Raw genomic sequence first — 16,540 nt, forward strand, 5'->3', positions numbered from 1 at the left:
GGTGCATGCAAGACTGTGTTCCAAGACAACGTGTCAGCGTCCAGCTGTGTATTCCCTCACCTACGACTATCAGGGATGTTCAATAGCGATTGGTCCGTTGAGCTTAGAAGCTGACCCCAATAGCTACGATCTCTGCCAGACGCACGGGGAACACCTCACCCCTCCCAGCGGTTGGAAGCTCTATCGTCACGATCTTTTGCGCGGCGTAAATGCAGGGAACGGCATGCCGAGTACAACGGGTAGTGACTCCGCAGATAGTCATCGGGTACGTCAGTGAGTAGCATCGGTAGGGTTGGTGGTGGGCGGGGGCGGATAAGCTCCTCTGATGAAGACCTTCAGCGTAAACTCAACGCGCAAGCCCCTGTCATTACACATCTCTTTTCGCGGATTTCTCGGCTCTTTAATAACTATCGTCCACAATTGATTTTCATCGTTGTGCTTGTGTTGAGCGGGGCAGCGCTGAGTGTCATCCCCCCGCTTCTCATTGAATCACTTTTTGATGACGCGCTCTTCCCAGAGTCCGGGGTAAACATTCCTCTTCTGACGAACCTGGTTCTTTTAATGGTGGGACTCTACCTGGCCTCGGCGGCGTTGGGCGTATGGCAGACCTACCTCACGGCAACAGTGGGAAACAGCGTTATGGGTGAGTTGCGGGTGCGCATGTTTGAACACTTGCAGCGCATGGAACTTAATTTTTTTACGCGGACAAAAACGGGGACCATCCAGTCGCGGCTGCAAAACGATGTAGGGGGAGTAGCAAACGTTCTCACCAACGCGGTTTCCAACGTCTTGGGGAACACGGTAACGGTCATTGCGGCTGCCGTGGCTATGCTCCTGCTGAGCTGGCAAATGACCATTATCGCTTTTGTTCTCATGCCCGTCCTGGTGATGATTCAACGTAGAATCGGTCGGGTGCGGGCAAAGATTGCCTCTGCCACGGTGGAGTCACTTGCCGACATGACGGCCATCACCCAGGAGACGCTGAGCGTTTCGGGGGTTCTGCTTTCAAAGAGTTTTGACCGGCAGTCGTTCGAAACGGATCGGTACCGCGCCGCGAATCGGGCACAGATTCGCTTGCAGGTACGGCAGGCGATGAGCGGTCAGTGGTTTTTTGCAACCGTAAACATCATCCTGTCGAGTATTCCCGCCGTTATTTATCTGGTTGCGGGAGTGATGATTGGGAGCGGTTACGTTGAGCTCACCGCGGGAACTATCGTGGCCTTTACTGCCGCCCAGTCGCGGCTCATGTTTCCTCTATTGGGTCTGATGCGTGTGGCTCTTGACATGCAAACCTCCTCGGGCCTTTTTGCGCGGATCTTTGAGTATCTTGATATGACACCGGCCATTGTTGATCGCGAGGGTGCTCGGGTTCTCTCAGAGCGCTTGGGGGCGATTGAATTCACAAACGTGGCGTTTCGCTATCCCGTTGACGGGGAGGATAAGAGTCGTGGGGGCGAAAAGGGTGGCGGGAGCGAGAAAAGCGTCGGGTTTGAGATTGAGGCCTCCACGTCTGAAAACACCCTCGACGGGGTTTCTCTTCGAATAGAGGAGGGACAGTTTGTCGCCTTTGTGGGACCGTCTGGTTCGGGGAAAACAACGTTGAGCTATCTGGTGCCACGGTTTTATGATGCCACCTCGGGTTCCGTGCGTATCGGTGGGGAAGATGTGCGTGACCTTCAATTGAGTTCCCTTGTTTCTCGTATCGGAATTGTCAGTCAAGAAACCTATCTTTTTCACGATACCATTGCTCAAAATTTCCGTTACGCAAAACCGGAGGCCACCAACGAGGAGATCATCGCTGCCGCGCGGATGGCCAATATACACGAAACGATTGTGTCGTTTCCAGACGGTTATAACACGGTTGTGGGGGAGCGCGGGTATCGATTATCCGGAGGCGAGAAGCAGCGTGTGGCAATCGCTCGAGTTCTGCTCAAAGACCCGGACATCCTTATTCTGGATGAGGCAACCAGCGCTTTAGACTCTAACTCCGAACGAATCGTGCAGCAGGCACTAGACACCGTATCACGGGGACGCACCACACTGTCGATTGCGCATCGATTATCAACCGTGAGTGCGGCGGATCGTATCTTTGTGATGGAGAAGGGCCGTATCGTTGAGCAGGGAACTCACACGGAGTTACTGGGTGCGGGCGGGCTGTACACAGAACTCTACGAGGGACAGCGCCTAGACGGCTCGGGTGGGGTGCCCGGGGAGGTCGTTCCATGACGGCTTGGGTTTGTCCCCATATAACCCTGGGTATGGCTTAGGCTGTGCGAATGCGGCTTGGCTTCGTGCGGTAAAGGCTAGGTGCCCGATCAAACAGGCTCATGAGTGATCGGGTGCTTAGTATGTGGGTCCGGGGGTCGAACCCGCAACCGCGGTATGCAAAGGGTCTAGTGCACAAGCCTTCAGGAGGAACCAAGCAATAGTGAGTCACCAAACGTGGTTTCGTTGAGAAAATGTTAACGACATTGAAAAGCAATTCATGCTAAGGTTTTTCTGTTTAATTATTTTTCTGTATGGTGGAAAAGTGGTTTATACATGAAACCTCGCCGTGGTATGGTAGCTTGAATCGCAGCTTGTATTGTTGTGGCCGGGGCACTGTGTGTTGCGTCACCCGCATATGCTGCTGACGTGGATATTCCCGACGACAACCTGAGAGCGTGTATCAATACGCTGCTCGGTCAAGCTCCCCAGGATCCTATTACAGAGGCTCAAGCACAAGAAATAAGAATCCTTGTATGTCCTTTCCAGGGAATTATCAGCATTGAAGGACTCGAGTCCTTCATAAACCTCTTTAGCCTGAACCTGTACGACAACCAGATTAGTGATGTTTCCCCGTTGTCCACACTGGTCAACCTCACCCAGCTAGCCCTGGACAAAAACCAGATTAGTGACGTGTCTCCGTTGTCCACACTGGTCAACCTGACCCAGCTGGGCCTGTACGACAACCAGATTAGTGATGTTTCCTCGCTGTCCACACTGGTCAACCTCAACTACCTGTACCTGAACAAGAACCAGATTAGTGACGTTTCCTCACTGTCCACGCTCGTCAACCTCAACTACCTGGATCTGAAAAAGAACCAGGTTAGTGACGTGTCTCCGCTGTCTACACTCGTCAAAGTCTTCAACCTGTACCTGGACGAGAACCAGGTTAGTGATGTGTCTCCGTTGTCCGCACTCGTCAGACTTAGCTACCTACACCTGGACGAGAATCAGATTAGTGACGTGTCTCCGCTGTCCACACTGGTCAACCTCAACCACCTGTACCTGAAAAAGAATCAGATTAGTGACGTGTCTCCGCTGTCTACACTCGTTAACCTCAATTACCTGTACCTGGACGAGAACCAGGTTAGTGACGTGTCTCCGTTGTCCACACTGGTCCACCTCAACTACCTGTACCTGAAAAAGAATCAGATTAGTGACGTGTCCTCGTTGTCCACACTGATATCTATCATTGAGGCTGAGGGTCAAAGTATTGTTTTGCCCCCAATCGTGCAGGGTGATACTCAGGATAGTCCAGTGATTGGGTTTAGCGGTGAGTCTGATGTGCTGCCAGTGGTCTCAAAGACCGGTTCCGCAGAGGTTGCTTCTAATGGGTTGTCTTGGACGTATACAGCAGTCGGTTCTAATACCCTGACTTGGGATTGGCAGAACGGTGGCGGGTCAATTTTTTCCGGGACGATCACTCAGGAATCAATCTCGCTCCCCACTCCTCCAGTTCCCCAGCCAAATAACCCGCCGGTACCATCTGTAGTGAACCCGACACAACCCACGGTGAGCGGCCACAAGCACGGTGGTATGCTTGCGAGCACAGGTACTTGTGAACTGTCACTGCTGAGCTTTTTCAGTGGTGTGCTCACTCTGGCTGGTGCGGCACTCTATGGACGTGATCTGAGAATGCGTCGTCGAGTCTAAACTGTCATAAACACTACCTGTGCTTTGCCCTTATCTCTGGTGGTGCGAGCGCCGCGGCCATGCCGTAATCCACCGTCGTATGTTGTCAGCTTTTATCCACGTTTTTCCCTATATTGTTTAGCTGAGTACGCGCGTAATGATCACGCCGCTTACAGATGTGATTATTGCCATGCCTGCTACAGGAATCCAGGCTATGCGGTATAGCCGAAGCACCGTCGGCAAGAGTTTCTCGCGTTTTTGCAGGCTAACTTTGCCTATCCCGAGTAGAAACTGCATCTGATACTAGACAACTACCTGACCTACAAGACTCCCGAGCTTTACTAGTGGCTTCGGAAGCATCTTCGTATCCACGCCCCTTATCCACGCCCCTTGTACCCGAACATCGGGGTTCTGGTTGAATCTCGTTGAGGGTCTGGTTCGGAATCATCGATAAGTAGGCCATCCATCGGGGGATCTTAACCGGAGTGAAAGATCTCAACGCGAAGATACGACAGTTCATCGTTGGTTGGAATGACCCCAAGCACCCTGTCGTTTGGACTAAGGATCCAGAGGAAATCCTTGCGAGGTCGACCCCAAACAAACTTCAGCAATGCGACACTAGGGCGCTCATCCCAGACGATTACGGATCTTCACTACATTGAGCGCGAGCGGATTGTACGCGATTCTGGTTCCGTCCTGAGATCATTACCCCTGCTCTCTTCGGGATGGAAAACCAATTTCAAGTCGATGGATAAACGACGGATTGGGGAAAATAGATCATTTCGTAAAAATGAAAATCCCCCGATTTCTCGGGGGATTTCGGTGGGCCCGGCGGGGGTCGAACCCGCGACCCGCGGATTAAAAGTCCGATGCTCTGCCAACTGAGCTACAGGCCCGACTCATCTAACTTACCCTGTTTAGGGCCCAGATGCTTAATCGAGAGGCTGGTATTTTCAAATTTTTTACTCGGTGCGTGTGAACTATGCTGAATAATCGCGGAGCGGTAACTTTAACAGCTAGACTTCAGGCGAGTTTGATCTAATCTATATCCTGTGTTTGTGGACAATCTGGCATTTTTGGATCGTATGATCCAGGGAGATGTGAGGAAGGCGGGTGGCGTGGGGGAAAAGTTTGCACGGCCAATCTTACGACCCGGGCACGAGTTTGAGTGGTACGAGGGAGCAGAGGACCCCGCAGAGTATTACAGCGTCGCACGAAGCACCGCCTGGGCTCTGCTGGAAAGAGTACGAACAAGCTCTGCCCGCGAGACGATTGCTCAGGACATTGTTGAGCGTATGCTTGTTGCGGACACTCACGGAGGGCTGGGCGATATTGCCCAGCTATGGTCCCGGGCGAGCGCCCGCTCGCTCCCCGGCGCGCTGTGGCGACTCTATCTTGTCCGCGCTGTCGTGCGTAACGATCCGGAGGGAACGAGCTACACCTACCAACTGGGAGTCGACGCTTTGAGCACCATCGATCCCGTTGTGGCGGGTGCGGTCACCCCCACCGGCCCGACGGAAATCTCTGAGCTGTGCGATCGGATCCTGCGGGGTGTGTTTGATGGTGATCTGGCGATTGCCTGCGAGCGGGCAGCCGCCTTTGCCAGTGTTATGCGTACCGGGTATGTTGTGCTTGCACAGGGTGCGGAAGGGAGCGATCCAGAGCGTGCGCAGGGTCTCACTACCCGAGCCGCTCGCTACGCTCAATTTGCGGATGACTTCCGTGCGGTTGCAAAGCTTTGGCGCAGCAATTCGCTTGACTAGGTTGTGCGGATTCTCGGCGCCTAGTAGCTCTCATGAGATTTTTGTGAGTGGCACAGCTTTTTCTGTGGTGAGTGGGTTGGCTTGTGAGATACAATAATGAGGCCGGATCACAGTAACCCCGGGCTCCAATATTCGCCGCTTCGAGCGGCCTCTCGCCGAGAGGCGTTCTGTGGTTCGGCTTTTACAATCTTCCGGCTCTGCCGGGCGAAAGCAGATGCTTGTTCGTGAGCGTAGCGAATCAGGTAAAGCCGTGGTGGTTCTAACCAAATCGGCCGGACACGTAGTCTTCGGTGGCCTGATCGGAGGGCGTTGAAAAGATTGTGGTTGTGTCGTCGTACTCAATGAGTTTGCCGGGTTTTCCGGTGCCCGCGATGTTAAAGAAGGCGGTCTTATCCGACACCCGCGACGCCTGTTGCATGTTGTGGGTCACGATGACAATGGTGTAGTCCTTTTTGAGATTTTCAATGAGGTCTTCAATCGCGAGTGTCGAGATCGGGTCGAGGGCGGAGCAGGGCTCATCCATGAGGAGTACATCGGGTGACACCGCAATAGCGCGGGCGATGCACAGGCGCTGCTGCTGCCCTCCCGAGAGGCCCGAACCTGGTTTGTCGAGGCGATCCTTGACCTCCTTCCAGAGATTGGCTCCACTCAGAGATTTTTCAACCAGATCATCCGCGTCATTCTTTGTGATCTTACGGTTGTTGAGTTTTACCCCGGCCAGCACGTTGTCACGGATCGACATAGTGGGGAAGGGGTTGGGGCGTTGAAAGACCATACCCACCTGGCGGCGCACTAACACGGGGTCAACGCCGTAACCGTAGAGGTTATTTCCGTCGATCAGCACCTCTCCCTCGACGCGAGCACCGGGGATCACCTCGTGCATGCGGTTGAGTGTGCGAAGCAGTGTTGATTTCCCGCATCCGCTGGGCCCGATAAACGCCGTGACGCTTCGGGCGCTGATGGTGAGCGAAACATCTTCAACGGCAAGAAAAGAGGAGTAGAACGCGTTGAGATGATTGATTTCGATTCTTTTTGACACGGGGTTCCTTATGAGCGTGGGGTGGTTTGGGAGAGCACGGATTATCGGGGAAGTTTAGGTGAGAATATTTTAGCGATGACGCGGGCACCGAGATTGAGCACCAGCACGATGAGAATGAGGGTGAGGGCACCCGTCCAGGCCCGGTCAAGATAGGCTGAGACGTCGGTTCCCGGATTTGCATACGAGTTATACACGTACACCGGTAGCGTCATCACGGGTCCGCTAAACATGTTGTAGTTCATGCTGGCGGTAAACCCGGCGATGATGAGCAAGGGGGCGGTCTCTCCGATCACCCGCGAGATAGAGATCATCACTCCCGTGGTGATACCCGCCAGCGAGGTGGGAATCACCACCTTGGAGATGGTGAGCCACTTGGGAACACCGAGGGCATAGCTGGCCTCCCGTAGCTCGTTGGGAACCAGCTTCAGCATTTCCTCGGATGACCGGACGACCACCGGAATCATGAGTACCGACAGGGCCACCGCCCCTCCAAAACCCATGCGAACCCCGGGACCGAAGAAGATCGCAAAGAGGGCAAAGGCAAAGAGTCCGGCAACGATTGAGGGGATACCCGTCATCACGTCAACAAAAAATGTGATTGCCCTGGCCAGCCAGCCGCGCCCGTACTCGACCAGATAAACCGCAGTAAAGAGCCCGATGGGAACCGAGATGAGGGTCGCAAGACCGGTGATCTCCAGGGTTCCCACGACGGCGTGGATGGCCCCTCCACCCTCTCCCGTGACGTTGCGCATTGAGGAGCTAAAAAACTCGGGATCAAAGCGACCTATTCCGCCCGCCACCACGGTAAACAGTAGCGACACTAGGGGGATCAGGGCCAGAATAAAGGCGCTGACAATTAGGGTGGTCATGAGACGGTCGAGTGCCCGACGGCGGCCCTCCGCAAGCCAAGCAAAGATTGTAATGGATGCGGTGTAGAGCACCGCCCCGACAAAAACGACACCGAAATAATTAATCTCGAGCGGGGAGGCCTGCTTTCCGCTGTCAACAACGCTGGCAAAGTGTAGCAGCAGGAAGAGAAGCGCTGAGGTGACTAGGCTGCCGATGAGGAGTGTGGTGGGGGCCCCCCGGGGGAGTCGTCCCGCGGTGAGGGGATTGGGCTTTGTGAGGGGGGTGGTCCTACCGCGATTGAGGCCGCGATTGGAATTGCGATTGGGGTTGAGTGTGACGGTCGGCATGCTAGTTGGCTCCCGAAAACGCCTTGCGGCGATTGACAATGACGCGGGCAATGGAGTTCACCAGGAGGGTGATGGCAAAGAGCATGAGGCCGGTGGCGATGAGGGCGTTCACGTTGATACCAAAAGCCTCGGGGAAGTTTAGTGCGATATTGGCCGCAATGGTTGTGGGGTTTGTGGAGGTCAAAAGGGCAAAATCGATGACAACAGCGGGGGAGAGAACCATCGCCACCGCCATCGTTTCGCCGAGGGCTCGGCCTAGTCCCAGCATTGATGCGGAAACTATTCCCGTGCGACCAAAGGGAAGAACCGCCGTTTTGATCATCTCCCACCGGGTCGCTCCGAGTGCCAGTGCGGCCTCTTCGTGGAGCACGGGCGTTTGCAAGAAGACCTCGCGGCACAGTGCGGTAATAATGGGGAGGATCATCACCGCGAGGACAATCGCCACTGTCAAGATGGTGCGTCCGGTTCCCGAGACCGGGCCGGTAAACAGGGGAAACCATCCCATATTCTCGGTGAGCCAGGCATAGAGCGGCTGCACGGCGGGGGCAAGCACTTTGATGCCCCAGAGACCAAAGACCACCGAGGGAACGGCCGCGAGCAGATCGATGAGGTACCCCAATCCGGCGGCTAATTTACGGGGGGCGTAGTGTGAGATAAAGAGTGCAATGCCGATTGCGACGGGAACGGCGAAGAGGAGGGCAAGAGCAGATACCCACACGGTTCCAAAAGCGAGTGGGGCAACATACGCCCAAAAGCTATCGGGTGCTCCCCGCAGCTCTCGGGGGTCGGCGGTGAGCGCGGGGATGCTCTGGGCAACGAGGAAGACCGCAACGGCGGCGAGCGTTACCAGGATGAGAATCCCGGCGAAACGGGAAGTTCCTGAGTAGAGCAGGTCGCCCAATCGACGTTTGGCGCGCATCTGAGAGGGATGCCCCGAAGTGGTTTCTGCGCCCGCTGTGATGCTGTCGGGAGGCTCGGAACCGGCGTTGTGCGCGGTGGTCTTGCTCATACTGCTGATATCTCTCTTTTCTCCGAGGCTTTTCCGATCTGACTTTTTTGCCAGATCAATCGATTGGTGGCGCAGCACTGAGCCTGCTGGTGCCCCCGCCGTGTGTGGGAGGGGGCAGCAACAGGCTCGAGTGGAGACGCGATAAATCTAGGATATGGAGGCAACGACGGATCGAATCTTTTCACTGAGCGAGCCTGAGAGGGGAGCCGATCCGGCCTTCTGTGCCGCTTCTTTCTGACCCTCCTCGCTCACTACAAACTCGAGGTAGTCCCTCACAATTTCTCCGTGAGACGAGTTGGTGTACTCTTGGCACGCAATGATGTAGCTAACCAGAACGAGGGGATAGGTTCCCGGCTCGGTGCTGGTTCGATCAAGCTCGATTGCAAGATCGTTATCACCGCGACCGTTGATGAGGGGTGAGGCATCAACAACCGCCGCCGCAGCCTCTGGTGAGTAGGCCACAAACTCGTCACCAACCTGGAGTTTAGCAACGCTGAGGTTGCGCGCTGCCGCGGCTGATGCATCGGCGTACCCAATAGTGTTTACCCCGTTGGCCACAGCATCCGCTACGCCGGAAGTGCCCTTTGCGGCCTCCCCACCGGGGTAGGGAAAGGAATCGCTTGGTTTTTCACTCCAGATTTCGGGAACGTTTTGAAAGAGATAGTCGCTGAAGTTCTTGGTGGTGCCCGAGTCATCCGACCTATTGACTCGCGTGATATTGGCGCTCGGCAGTGTCGCGTTAGGGTTCAAAGCTACGATGGCGGGATCGTTCCACATCGTGATATCACCCTTGAAGATCATGGCCAGGGTGGCGGCGTTGAGGTTGAGATTATCAACTCCTTCAACGTTGTAGATCACCGCAATAGGAGAGATGTAGACGGGAAGGTTGAGGGGGAGAGTGTCGGGCTTGCACGAACCGAATGTGCCGGCAAGCTCCTCGTCGCTTAGAGCTGAGTCGGAGCCGGCATAGGCTGCACCTCCGGCGGCAAAGGCTTTGCGCCCCGCTCCCGAGCCGTCCGGCGAATAGTTGATGGTCACACTGGGATGCGCCGTTTGGAACGAGGCGATCCAGGCCTCCTGGGCGCTGCCTTGCGAAGATGCGCCGATGCCTGCGATAGTTCCGCTGAGCGAAGAGGACGAATCGCTGCTGTCACCCCCCTCGTTGGTAGCGCATGCGGTGAGGGAGAGGGCTGTGGTGACTGCGATTGCAAGGCTTACGCCTGCGGTGGAAAATCTCACGTACGGTATCCGTTCTTCTACGTCCGAGGGTATGTCATGTTGATAAACCTGGGCGGTTCACTCTGAACATTAAGCGCCGTCGGTGACTAGTTTTCCTCGCCAAGGTAAACGCAAGGTTAACGATAGGGGGACGCTTGATAACGGGGGTTGGGATGCGGGAGTTGAAGGGCTCTCGGATCGACACCCAGCAAACGCTTGTTTTCATGAGTCATTCGACTGTCCCTGGTTTTTGCTTCTTTCGCCGCATGTAGGGCGCCGATCCGTGGTATTTGTAATAAGTGGTCAACAAGACGAGCGGCTGATCCTCGTTGGTGTGCGCTCAGGTAAAAGATCTATTGATCTGATACATACCTACACGCGAGGGAATACTCATCACTGAGTGGTCCAAAGTTTCCGCGGGTTACCGGATCAAGCACCGACTCGGCCCATTCATCCATGCCAACAAAAGACTCTATGTATTTTGGGATGGTGAGCGAGTAGTAGAGCTGTTTCATTGCCTCGTCTAGACGTTTCTGGTCCTTTTGGTCGCTAGCGTCGAGGACTTCTTTCTTCCAGGCGCAGGACCAGTCGTGAAGAACCATCATTTCTTGGATGCCCTCCTCGTACGAGGCATTGGGGTCAGCTTTAAGGTCTTCGCGAACCCTTGCCGCGCTTTGCAGGGTAGCTCCCGGGGGTAGCGGAAGGTAACTGTATTTATCCAGTGCTTCTTGCACCGCTGCGGGGAGGCCTGCAGCGGAGAAAGAGTGAGTGCCTGCAGGCTCGTCGTTTGACCCTTCTGATTCAGCCCTTAACCTTTCTGGTTCAGCCTTGAGCTTTTCTGCTTCAACGCTTAATCCTTCTGATCCGGCGATTGAGGTGGGAGGGTTAATGAGTGATATTCCGAGCACCGTTGCACCTGCCAGAGCAATCCCCGTTGCCCCCACAATTGCCGTTCTGATCCATATGATCCGGCGCGATAGTCTATCTCTTCTTTGAGCCACAATGTTCCCTAATCTTGTGAAGGTTAATCAGATCGTGCTGAAGTAAATCATATCCTAGGCGGCCCCTGAAGGCTCAGCGTGTTACGGGGTGGCCAGAGCTCTCTTCGAGTGGGGCTGTTTAGATGGAAAAAAGAAGGTTTTTGGCTGGATATTAAGGTGGCCATTCCGCTCGGAGGCTGGGGATGTGGTGCTACCAACGCTTCTGTTCCTCGCACGCTAGCGAAGCAGCCGCGGATAGGTCTCGATCGAGAGGATGCCCGCGCTCGGGTTGTTGCGCGAGAAGTGAAAGATCGAGAACCCGGATACCGGCAGTGCGGTTGACTCGGCAACGTAGCTCCCCGGCAGGGACCCGGTGGCCAGCACCAGCTCACGTGCAACCTCGGGAAGCACCGGCCCGTGGCTGCACACAACCACGTTCTTTTTCTTGCACACGATGGTTCCAATGAGCGGACGCAGATCAAACTCGCCCGTCTCCCAGGCCTCCTGGCTGAGATCCTCGCTGTAGACAACCTTACGGTCAAGATAGGTGGACAGGGGTTCAACCGTTTGCCTGCAGCGAAGCGCCGTGCTGGAGCGTATCTTGTGTCGGCCAAACGCGGCGATGGTGGGAACAATCTCCTGGGCCTGAGCCTCACCCAACTCACTCAGTGGGCGTTCGGAATCAATGGGAAATTCCGTTCCCTGGAGTTCCGCTCTCGCGTGGCGAAGCAGGATAACCGAAAAAGTGTCGTGCGCCTTCCTCGTGAAAAGCTTGGCGAAGACATCAAAGATCTCTTTGTCCTGCCGATAGCTCAGCTCGGAACGCACCTCCTCGAGGGGCGTCCAGATGAGGGCGTCAACCTCTTTATTGGGGGTGAAAGTCGACCGCTGCACGGCCTTTTCCGTGACCTCTGCAGCCCAGTAATAAACGTGTTTTTCGTGTTTCTTAGAGAGCGGATAGCTGATAACACCCAGGTTGATTCCGAGCGAGACGCTGATGCCGGTTTCCTCCTTAACCTCCCGAACGGCGGTCTGGGGGAGGGTTTCGCCCGGGTCGACCTTGCCCTTGGGGAACGAGATGTCTCGGTGCTGGGTGCGGTGAATGAGTAACACCATAATGTCGTCACCAACCCGTCGCCAGCATACCGCTCCGGCAGCGTAAATATCTGTGGTCATCGGTTTCCCGTTCTGCGACGAGAGTGAGCCAGAGCCATTTGGACGTCCTGGAGGTCGCCGAGGGGAGCGCCCTTGCTATCAACGTGATTGCGGGTCCAGGTGCCGTCGGTTTCAAGCGCCCACGAGGCAATCGTGTCGCTGAAAGCGAGGGCAAACATCTCCTGAACCTGTGTGATGTGTTCGGGAGCCACCAGCTTCACCAGGGCCTCAATGCGGCGGTCGAGGTTGCGGTGCATCATGTCGGCGCTGCCAATTAGAACATCCTCATCGCCGCCGTTGTGGAACGCAAAAATTCTGGAGTGCTCCAGGTAGCGGCCCAGGATGGAGCGTACCCGGATGTTCTCGCTATATCCCGGCTGACCCGCCCGGATGCCGCAGGTGCCGCGCACCCACACATCGACAGGGACCCCGTCGTTGCTCGCCCGGTAGAGAGCATCAATAATGGTCTCGTCAACAATCGAGTTGATCTTAATCTTGATGCCGCTGGGGTGCCCCGCCCGCGCCGCCGCGGCCTCCGCCTCGATCCTGCCGAGCAGGCCGTTGCGCATGTGCAGGGGCGCAACGAGGAGCCGCTTGTACTTCTTCTCGATGGCGTAACCCGAGAGCACGTTAAAGAGCTTAGTGAGGTCTTTGCCCACGGTTTCGGAGGCGGTGAGTAACCCCAGGTCTTCGTAGATGCGGCTGGTTTTGGGGTTGTAGTTTCCCGTTCCGATGTGGCTGTAGTGCCGGAGCACACCCTTTTCTTCGCGGATAACGTGCACCAGCTTGCAGTGCGTTTTGAGACCCACTATTCCATACACAACGTGCACACCCGCTTTTTCTAGCTTGCGGGCCCAGGAAATATTGGCCTCTTCATCGAACCGCGCTTTGATCTCGACCATTGCGAGCACCTGCTTGCCCGACTCCGCCGCTTTAATCAGCGCGGCAACGATGGGACTGTCACCCGACGTGCGGTAGAGTGTCTGTTTGATTGCAAGAACATCCGGGTCATCCGCGGCCTGCTCGAGAAACTCCTGAACGCTCGTAGTGAAGGACTCGTATGGGTGGTGTACCAGAATATCCCGGCGAGAGATCACCTTAAAAATGTCGGGACGCTCGTTGTTGGAGGACGGCTTCAGCCACACGTTGGTGGTGGGAATGTGCTTGGGGAAGTGAAGCTCGGGCCGATCAATTTTTTGCACCTCAAACAGCGCTCGCAGGTCGAGGGGCGAGGGGAGAACATAAACTTCCTGCTCGGTGATATCAAACTCGCGCACCAGCAGGTTGAGGGTTTCCTCATCCATGTCTCCGCTGACCTCCAGCCGGATAGGCGGGCCAAACCGGCGGCGCAGTAGCTCTTTTTCAAGCGCCTGGATGAGGTTCTCGGTTTCATCCTCCTCGATCGCAACGTCTTCGTTTCGGGTGACCCGAAAAATGTGGTGATTCAGTACCTTCATCCCAGGGAAGAGGCGATCGAGGTGGTTGGCAATCAGGTCTTCGAGCGCGATATATCGTACGTAGTCGAGGGTTTCGCGCTTATCCACCCGGACGAGACGGGGCATCATCTGGGGAACTTTGAGTCGAGCAAACTCCTCTTTGCCCGTCTTGGTGTTTTGTATCCGAATCGAGAGGTTAAGCGAGAGCCCCGAGATATAGGGAAACGGGTGTGCGGGGTCTACCGCGAGGGGCATCAGGATGGGATAGATGTGCTGGGAATAGTACTGATAGAGGATGTCTTTGTCCGCCTGGTCGAGGGAATCCCAGGTGACCACGTGAACACCTGCTTGTGCGAGGGCAGGACCAACAAGCTCTTGGTATGCGTTAGCGTGTCTCTCCTGTAGCTCGTGTGCCTTCTTTGAGATGTCTGCAAGCACATCGTGCGGGGCACGTCCCACATTGGTGGGGACGGCGAGGCCCGTGAGAATCCTACGCTTGAGACCGGCTACCCGTACCATAAAGAACTCGTCAAGATTGCTAGCAAATATCGCCAGGTAGTTGGCGCGTTCAAGTACCGGCAGGTTGGGATCCTCCGCAAGCTCAAGCACCCTCTGGTTGAAGGCAAGCCAGCTGAGTTCGCGATCGGTGTAGCGGTTGGAGGGAAGCTCCGTGCGGATGGGGGTGTTGTCCGAACTTACGGCCGGGCCCGGGGCAGACGTCTCATTCATCTTTCTATCCTTGCACTATCCTCTGGGTTCTTGCGGTTTTGGGGACGGAACGGGCGCGGCCTCACGCCGATAGTGCACGCTGGTGTTTGCGGTCTCAAAGCCCGAGGAACGGTAGAGGGAAAGCGCGGGAGTGTTGTCTCCCTCGACATACAGCGTTACCCGTGTTACCCCCTGATCTCGCAGCCGTTGAATCCCGGCGTCGAGCAGGCGGCGACCCAGGCCGCGCCCCGCCGCATCGGGGGAGACCCCGATGGCGTAGATCTCGCCAGACGGACGGGTCTCGTCTCCACCCGGCGTGACCTTAAGCCAGTTGTAGCCCAGCATGGTTCCGTTTTGGTCTATTGCGAGGATAAAGTCGCCGGGACTAAACCACGGCTCACTTTCGCGTACAAGAAGATCTGCCACGGTTATCTGGCCCTGTTCCGGGTGGTCGGCAAATACCACCGCGTTGAGCTCTATCCAGGCGCGCTCGTCCTGTCCCGACTTAAATGCTCTGAGGGTGATGTCCTGATGATCTCCGATACCGCTGTGAACGGTTGTGTTGGCGGGGGGCTCAGAGAGTTCGGGTACGGGAGCCGAGAGCTGGAGAAGCGTGCGAATTGGTTTAAAATTATGTGTCTGCGCAAGTCGCTGAGCGGCAGGTGTGTGGCCGTGCGCCCAGGCGAGAACCTCACCCTGCGCATCGCGGAGAACCTCGTGAAGTAGGAGCGTGCCGAGTCCCATCCCCCGGTCGGTGGGGGCGATAGAGAGCTCAAGCGCCGTGCTCAGTAGGGGAGTTTCACTCGATGGGGCGCGGTCCCGTATTGACGTGCTGTACAGAGCGATTCCGCGTACCGCTGTGGGGGACTCCGCGTCATCCGTCGGTATCGCAATAACTGTTGCGGCACCCTTTTTCCAATCGACCAAGCCCTGATCAGAGAACGGGGGAATACCGTCTGACCCCGTAACCCGACTCACAAAATCATTGACGAGTTTTTGATGCTCCTCAAGATTTGCTGTCAGGGGAAGTGTCCGTGCTGCCTTCTTCGTCATTGTCGTCCTCCGCCAGATTAAATCGGTAGCCCACATTCCTTACGGTACCGATGAGTTGTTCTCGATCGCCCAGCTTGGCACGAAGCCGTCGTACATGCACGTCGACCGTTCTTGTTCCGCCAAAATAGTCATACCCCCACACCTCGCTGAGTAACTGCTCCCGTGTAAAAACGCGGTCGGGATTGGTGGTGAAGAAGCGTAGGAGTTCAAATTCTTTGTAGGTGAGATCGAGCGGTTTGCCTCGCACCTTTGCCGAGTAGTTGGCTTCGTCGACGGAGACGCCCGAGGCTTGAATGCGATGGGGTTCGCTCTGCACTGTGCTGCGCCCGAGTGCGAGCCGGATTCGTGCATCTATCTCTGCCGGGCCGGCCGTGTCGAGAATGATGTCACTCACGGGCCAGTCCACGCCGATCACGGTGAACCCTCCCTCCGTCACGATGAGGATTGCTGGAGTCTGCACGCCTGACGCGCCGAGCATCTTGCACAGGGTTTTTGCGCCGGCCAGGTCATTCCTCGCATCAATAAGAATCAGACCGTGGGAGGGGGCCTCACGCAGACGACCCGTGCTGGGTGGGGCGTATCGTACGTGGTGGTTGAGCAATCCCAGAGCGGGAAGGGGGTTGTCACCACCGGGGTTGGTGAGGACAAGAACCTGAGCCATTCACCCTCCCAAAACTAATTTCTTGCGTAATCCTACTCTTAAAACCTGGTCAATGCCCTGCGCCGGGCATCCTAACGTGTCACAATTAGGCCATGACAGATGCTCCTGTACCCTCCCCGGTCAACCCTGAACACGACAAACCAGGTAGCACAAACTACTGGCACTGGTCGCGCCTCGTTATAGTTTGGGGTGCAACCACCGTCGCGTCGGCACTCGTGAGTCTTTTGGCGAGTCCCGCTCTGCAGGTTGAGTGGTTCATCGTGGTCTTGAGTGGGGCAACGCTTCTGAGCTTTGGGCTGCAATTGGGCACGGCGCAGCGACAGGGTTTTATCGATCGGATAGCACTGAGCGTTGTCGGCTCCCTGTTCATCATCGCTTTCTTTTCTGTGCCCATTATTCTTGTGGCATAGAGCCGGAATCGTGCC

At 56.0% G+C, this 16,540-nt stretch carries 14 protein-coding genes and 1 tRNA gene; 5 read left to right on the plus strand and 10 right to left on the minus strand.

Features of this window, described 5'->3' with window-relative positions:
- The first annotated feature begins 1 nt into the window (after position 1).
- The 3 genes from FrondiHNR_RS04080 (at position 2) to FrondiHNR_RS04090 (ending at position 3,918) form a co-directional block, all read left to right on the plus strand.
- Positions 2–277 (plus strand): DUF3499 family protein, encoded by a 276-nt coding sequence (locus FrondiHNR_RS04080; protein WP_279353979.1) that lies wholly within the window; start codon positions 2–4, stop codon positions 275–277.
- Positions 274–2,226: an ABC transporter ATP-binding protein gene (locus tag FrondiHNR_RS04085; protein WP_279353980.1), complete on the plus strand. Its 1,953-nt coding sequence runs from the start codon at positions 274–276 to the stop codon at positions 2,224–2,226. The genes FrondiHNR_RS04080 and FrondiHNR_RS04085 overlap by 4 nt, the downstream gene beginning before the upstream one ends.
- 363 nt (positions 2,227–2,589) lie before the next feature.
- Entirely contained in the window at positions 2,590–3,918 is a 1,329-nt protein-coding gene (locus FrondiHNR_RS04090) for a leucine-rich repeat domain-containing protein (protein ID WP_279353981.1), read from the plus strand.
- An 802-nt stretch (positions 3,919–4,720) separates the two neighbouring features.
- Here FrondiHNR_RS04090 and FrondiHNR_RS04095 read toward each other — a convergent pair.
- Positions 4,721–4,793 (minus strand) — tRNA-Lys (locus FrondiHNR_RS04095).
- Positions 4,794–5,015: 222 nt separating this feature from the next.
- Here FrondiHNR_RS04095 and FrondiHNR_RS04100 point away from each other — a divergent pair.
- Positions 5,016–5,660 (plus strand): DNA-directed RNA polymerase subunit beta, encoded by a 645-nt coding sequence (locus tag FrondiHNR_RS04100; protein WP_279353982.1) that lies wholly within the window; start codon positions 5,016–5,018, stop codon positions 5,658–5,660.
- Between the two features lie 259 nt (positions 5,661–5,919).
- On the opposite strand, the gene pstB is transcribed toward FrondiHNR_RS04100, so the two are convergent.
- The 9 genes from pstB to FrondiHNR_RS04145 form a co-directional block, all read right to left on the minus strand.
- The gene (pstB, locus tag FrondiHNR_RS04105; RefSeq protein WP_279353983.1) at positions 5,920–6,699 is read right to left on the minus strand and encodes a phosphate ABC transporter ATP-binding protein PstB; all 780 of its coding nucleotides are present in this window, start codon (positions 6,697–6,699) and stop codon (positions 5,920–5,922) included.
- A gap of 41 nt (positions 6,700–6,740) precedes the next feature.
- Entirely contained in the window at positions 6,741–7,895 is a 1,155-nt protein-coding gene (pstA, locus tag FrondiHNR_RS04110; protein ID WP_279353984.1) for a phosphate ABC transporter permease PstA, read from the minus strand.
- Position 7,896: 1 nt separating this feature from the next.
- Positions 7,897–8,814 (minus strand): phosphate ABC transporter permease subunit PstC, encoded by a 918-nt coding sequence (gene pstC, locus FrondiHNR_RS04115; RefSeq protein WP_279354463.1) that lies wholly within the window; start codon positions 8,812–8,814, stop codon positions 7,897–7,899.
- 237 nt (positions 8,815–9,051) lie between these two features.
- The gene (gene pstS / locus FrondiHNR_RS04120) at positions 9,052–10,143 is read right to left on the minus strand and encodes a phosphate ABC transporter substrate-binding protein PstS (RefSeq protein WP_279353985.1); all 1,092 of its coding nucleotides are present in this window, start codon (positions 10,141–10,143) and stop codon (positions 9,052–9,054) included.
- Between the two features lie 332 nt (positions 10,144–10,475).
- The gene (locus tag FrondiHNR_RS04125) at positions 10,476–11,123 is read right to left on the minus strand and encodes a hypothetical protein (protein WP_279353986.1); all 648 of its coding nucleotides are present in this window, start codon (positions 11,121–11,123) and stop codon (positions 10,476–10,478) included.
- A 216-nt stretch (positions 11,124–11,339) separates the two neighbouring features.
- Positions 11,340–12,278: an NUDIX hydrolase gene (locus tag FrondiHNR_RS04130; protein ID WP_279353987.1), complete on the minus strand. Its 939-nt coding sequence runs from the start codon at positions 12,276–12,278 to the stop codon at positions 11,340–11,342.
- Complete coding sequence (locus FrondiHNR_RS04135; protein WP_279353988.1) at positions 12,275–14,422, minus strand: RNA degradosome polyphosphate kinase; 2,148 nt, start codon at positions 14,420–14,422, stop codon at positions 12,275–12,277. Before FrondiHNR_RS04135 ends, FrondiHNR_RS04130 begins: the two co-directional genes overlap by 4 nt.
- A gap of 15 nt (positions 14,423–14,437) precedes the next feature.
- Positions 14,438–15,454 (minus strand): mycothiol synthase, encoded by a 1,017-nt coding sequence (mshD, locus tag FrondiHNR_RS04140; protein WP_279353989.1) that lies wholly within the window; start codon positions 15,452–15,454, stop codon positions 14,438–14,440.
- The gene (locus FrondiHNR_RS04145) at positions 15,408–16,115 is read right to left on the minus strand and encodes a response regulator transcription factor (RefSeq protein WP_279353990.1); all 708 of its coding nucleotides are present in this window, start codon (positions 16,113–16,115) and stop codon (positions 15,408–15,410) included. Before FrondiHNR_RS04145 ends, mshD begins: the two co-directional genes overlap by 47 nt.
- 92 nt (positions 16,116–16,207) lie before the next feature.
- Here FrondiHNR_RS04145 and FrondiHNR_RS04150 point away from each other — a divergent pair, with 92 nt between their 5' ends.
- The gene (locus FrondiHNR_RS04150; RefSeq protein WP_279353991.1) at positions 16,208–16,525 is read left to right on the plus strand and encodes a hypothetical protein; all 318 of its coding nucleotides are present in this window, start codon (positions 16,208–16,210) and stop codon (positions 16,523–16,525) included.
- Positions 16,526–16,540: the final 15 nt, after the last annotated feature.

The sequence above is a fragment of the Lysinibacter sp. HNR genome (assembly GCF_029760935.1).
GTDB lineage: Bacteria > Actinomycetota > Actinomycetes > Actinomycetales > Microbacteriaceae > HNR.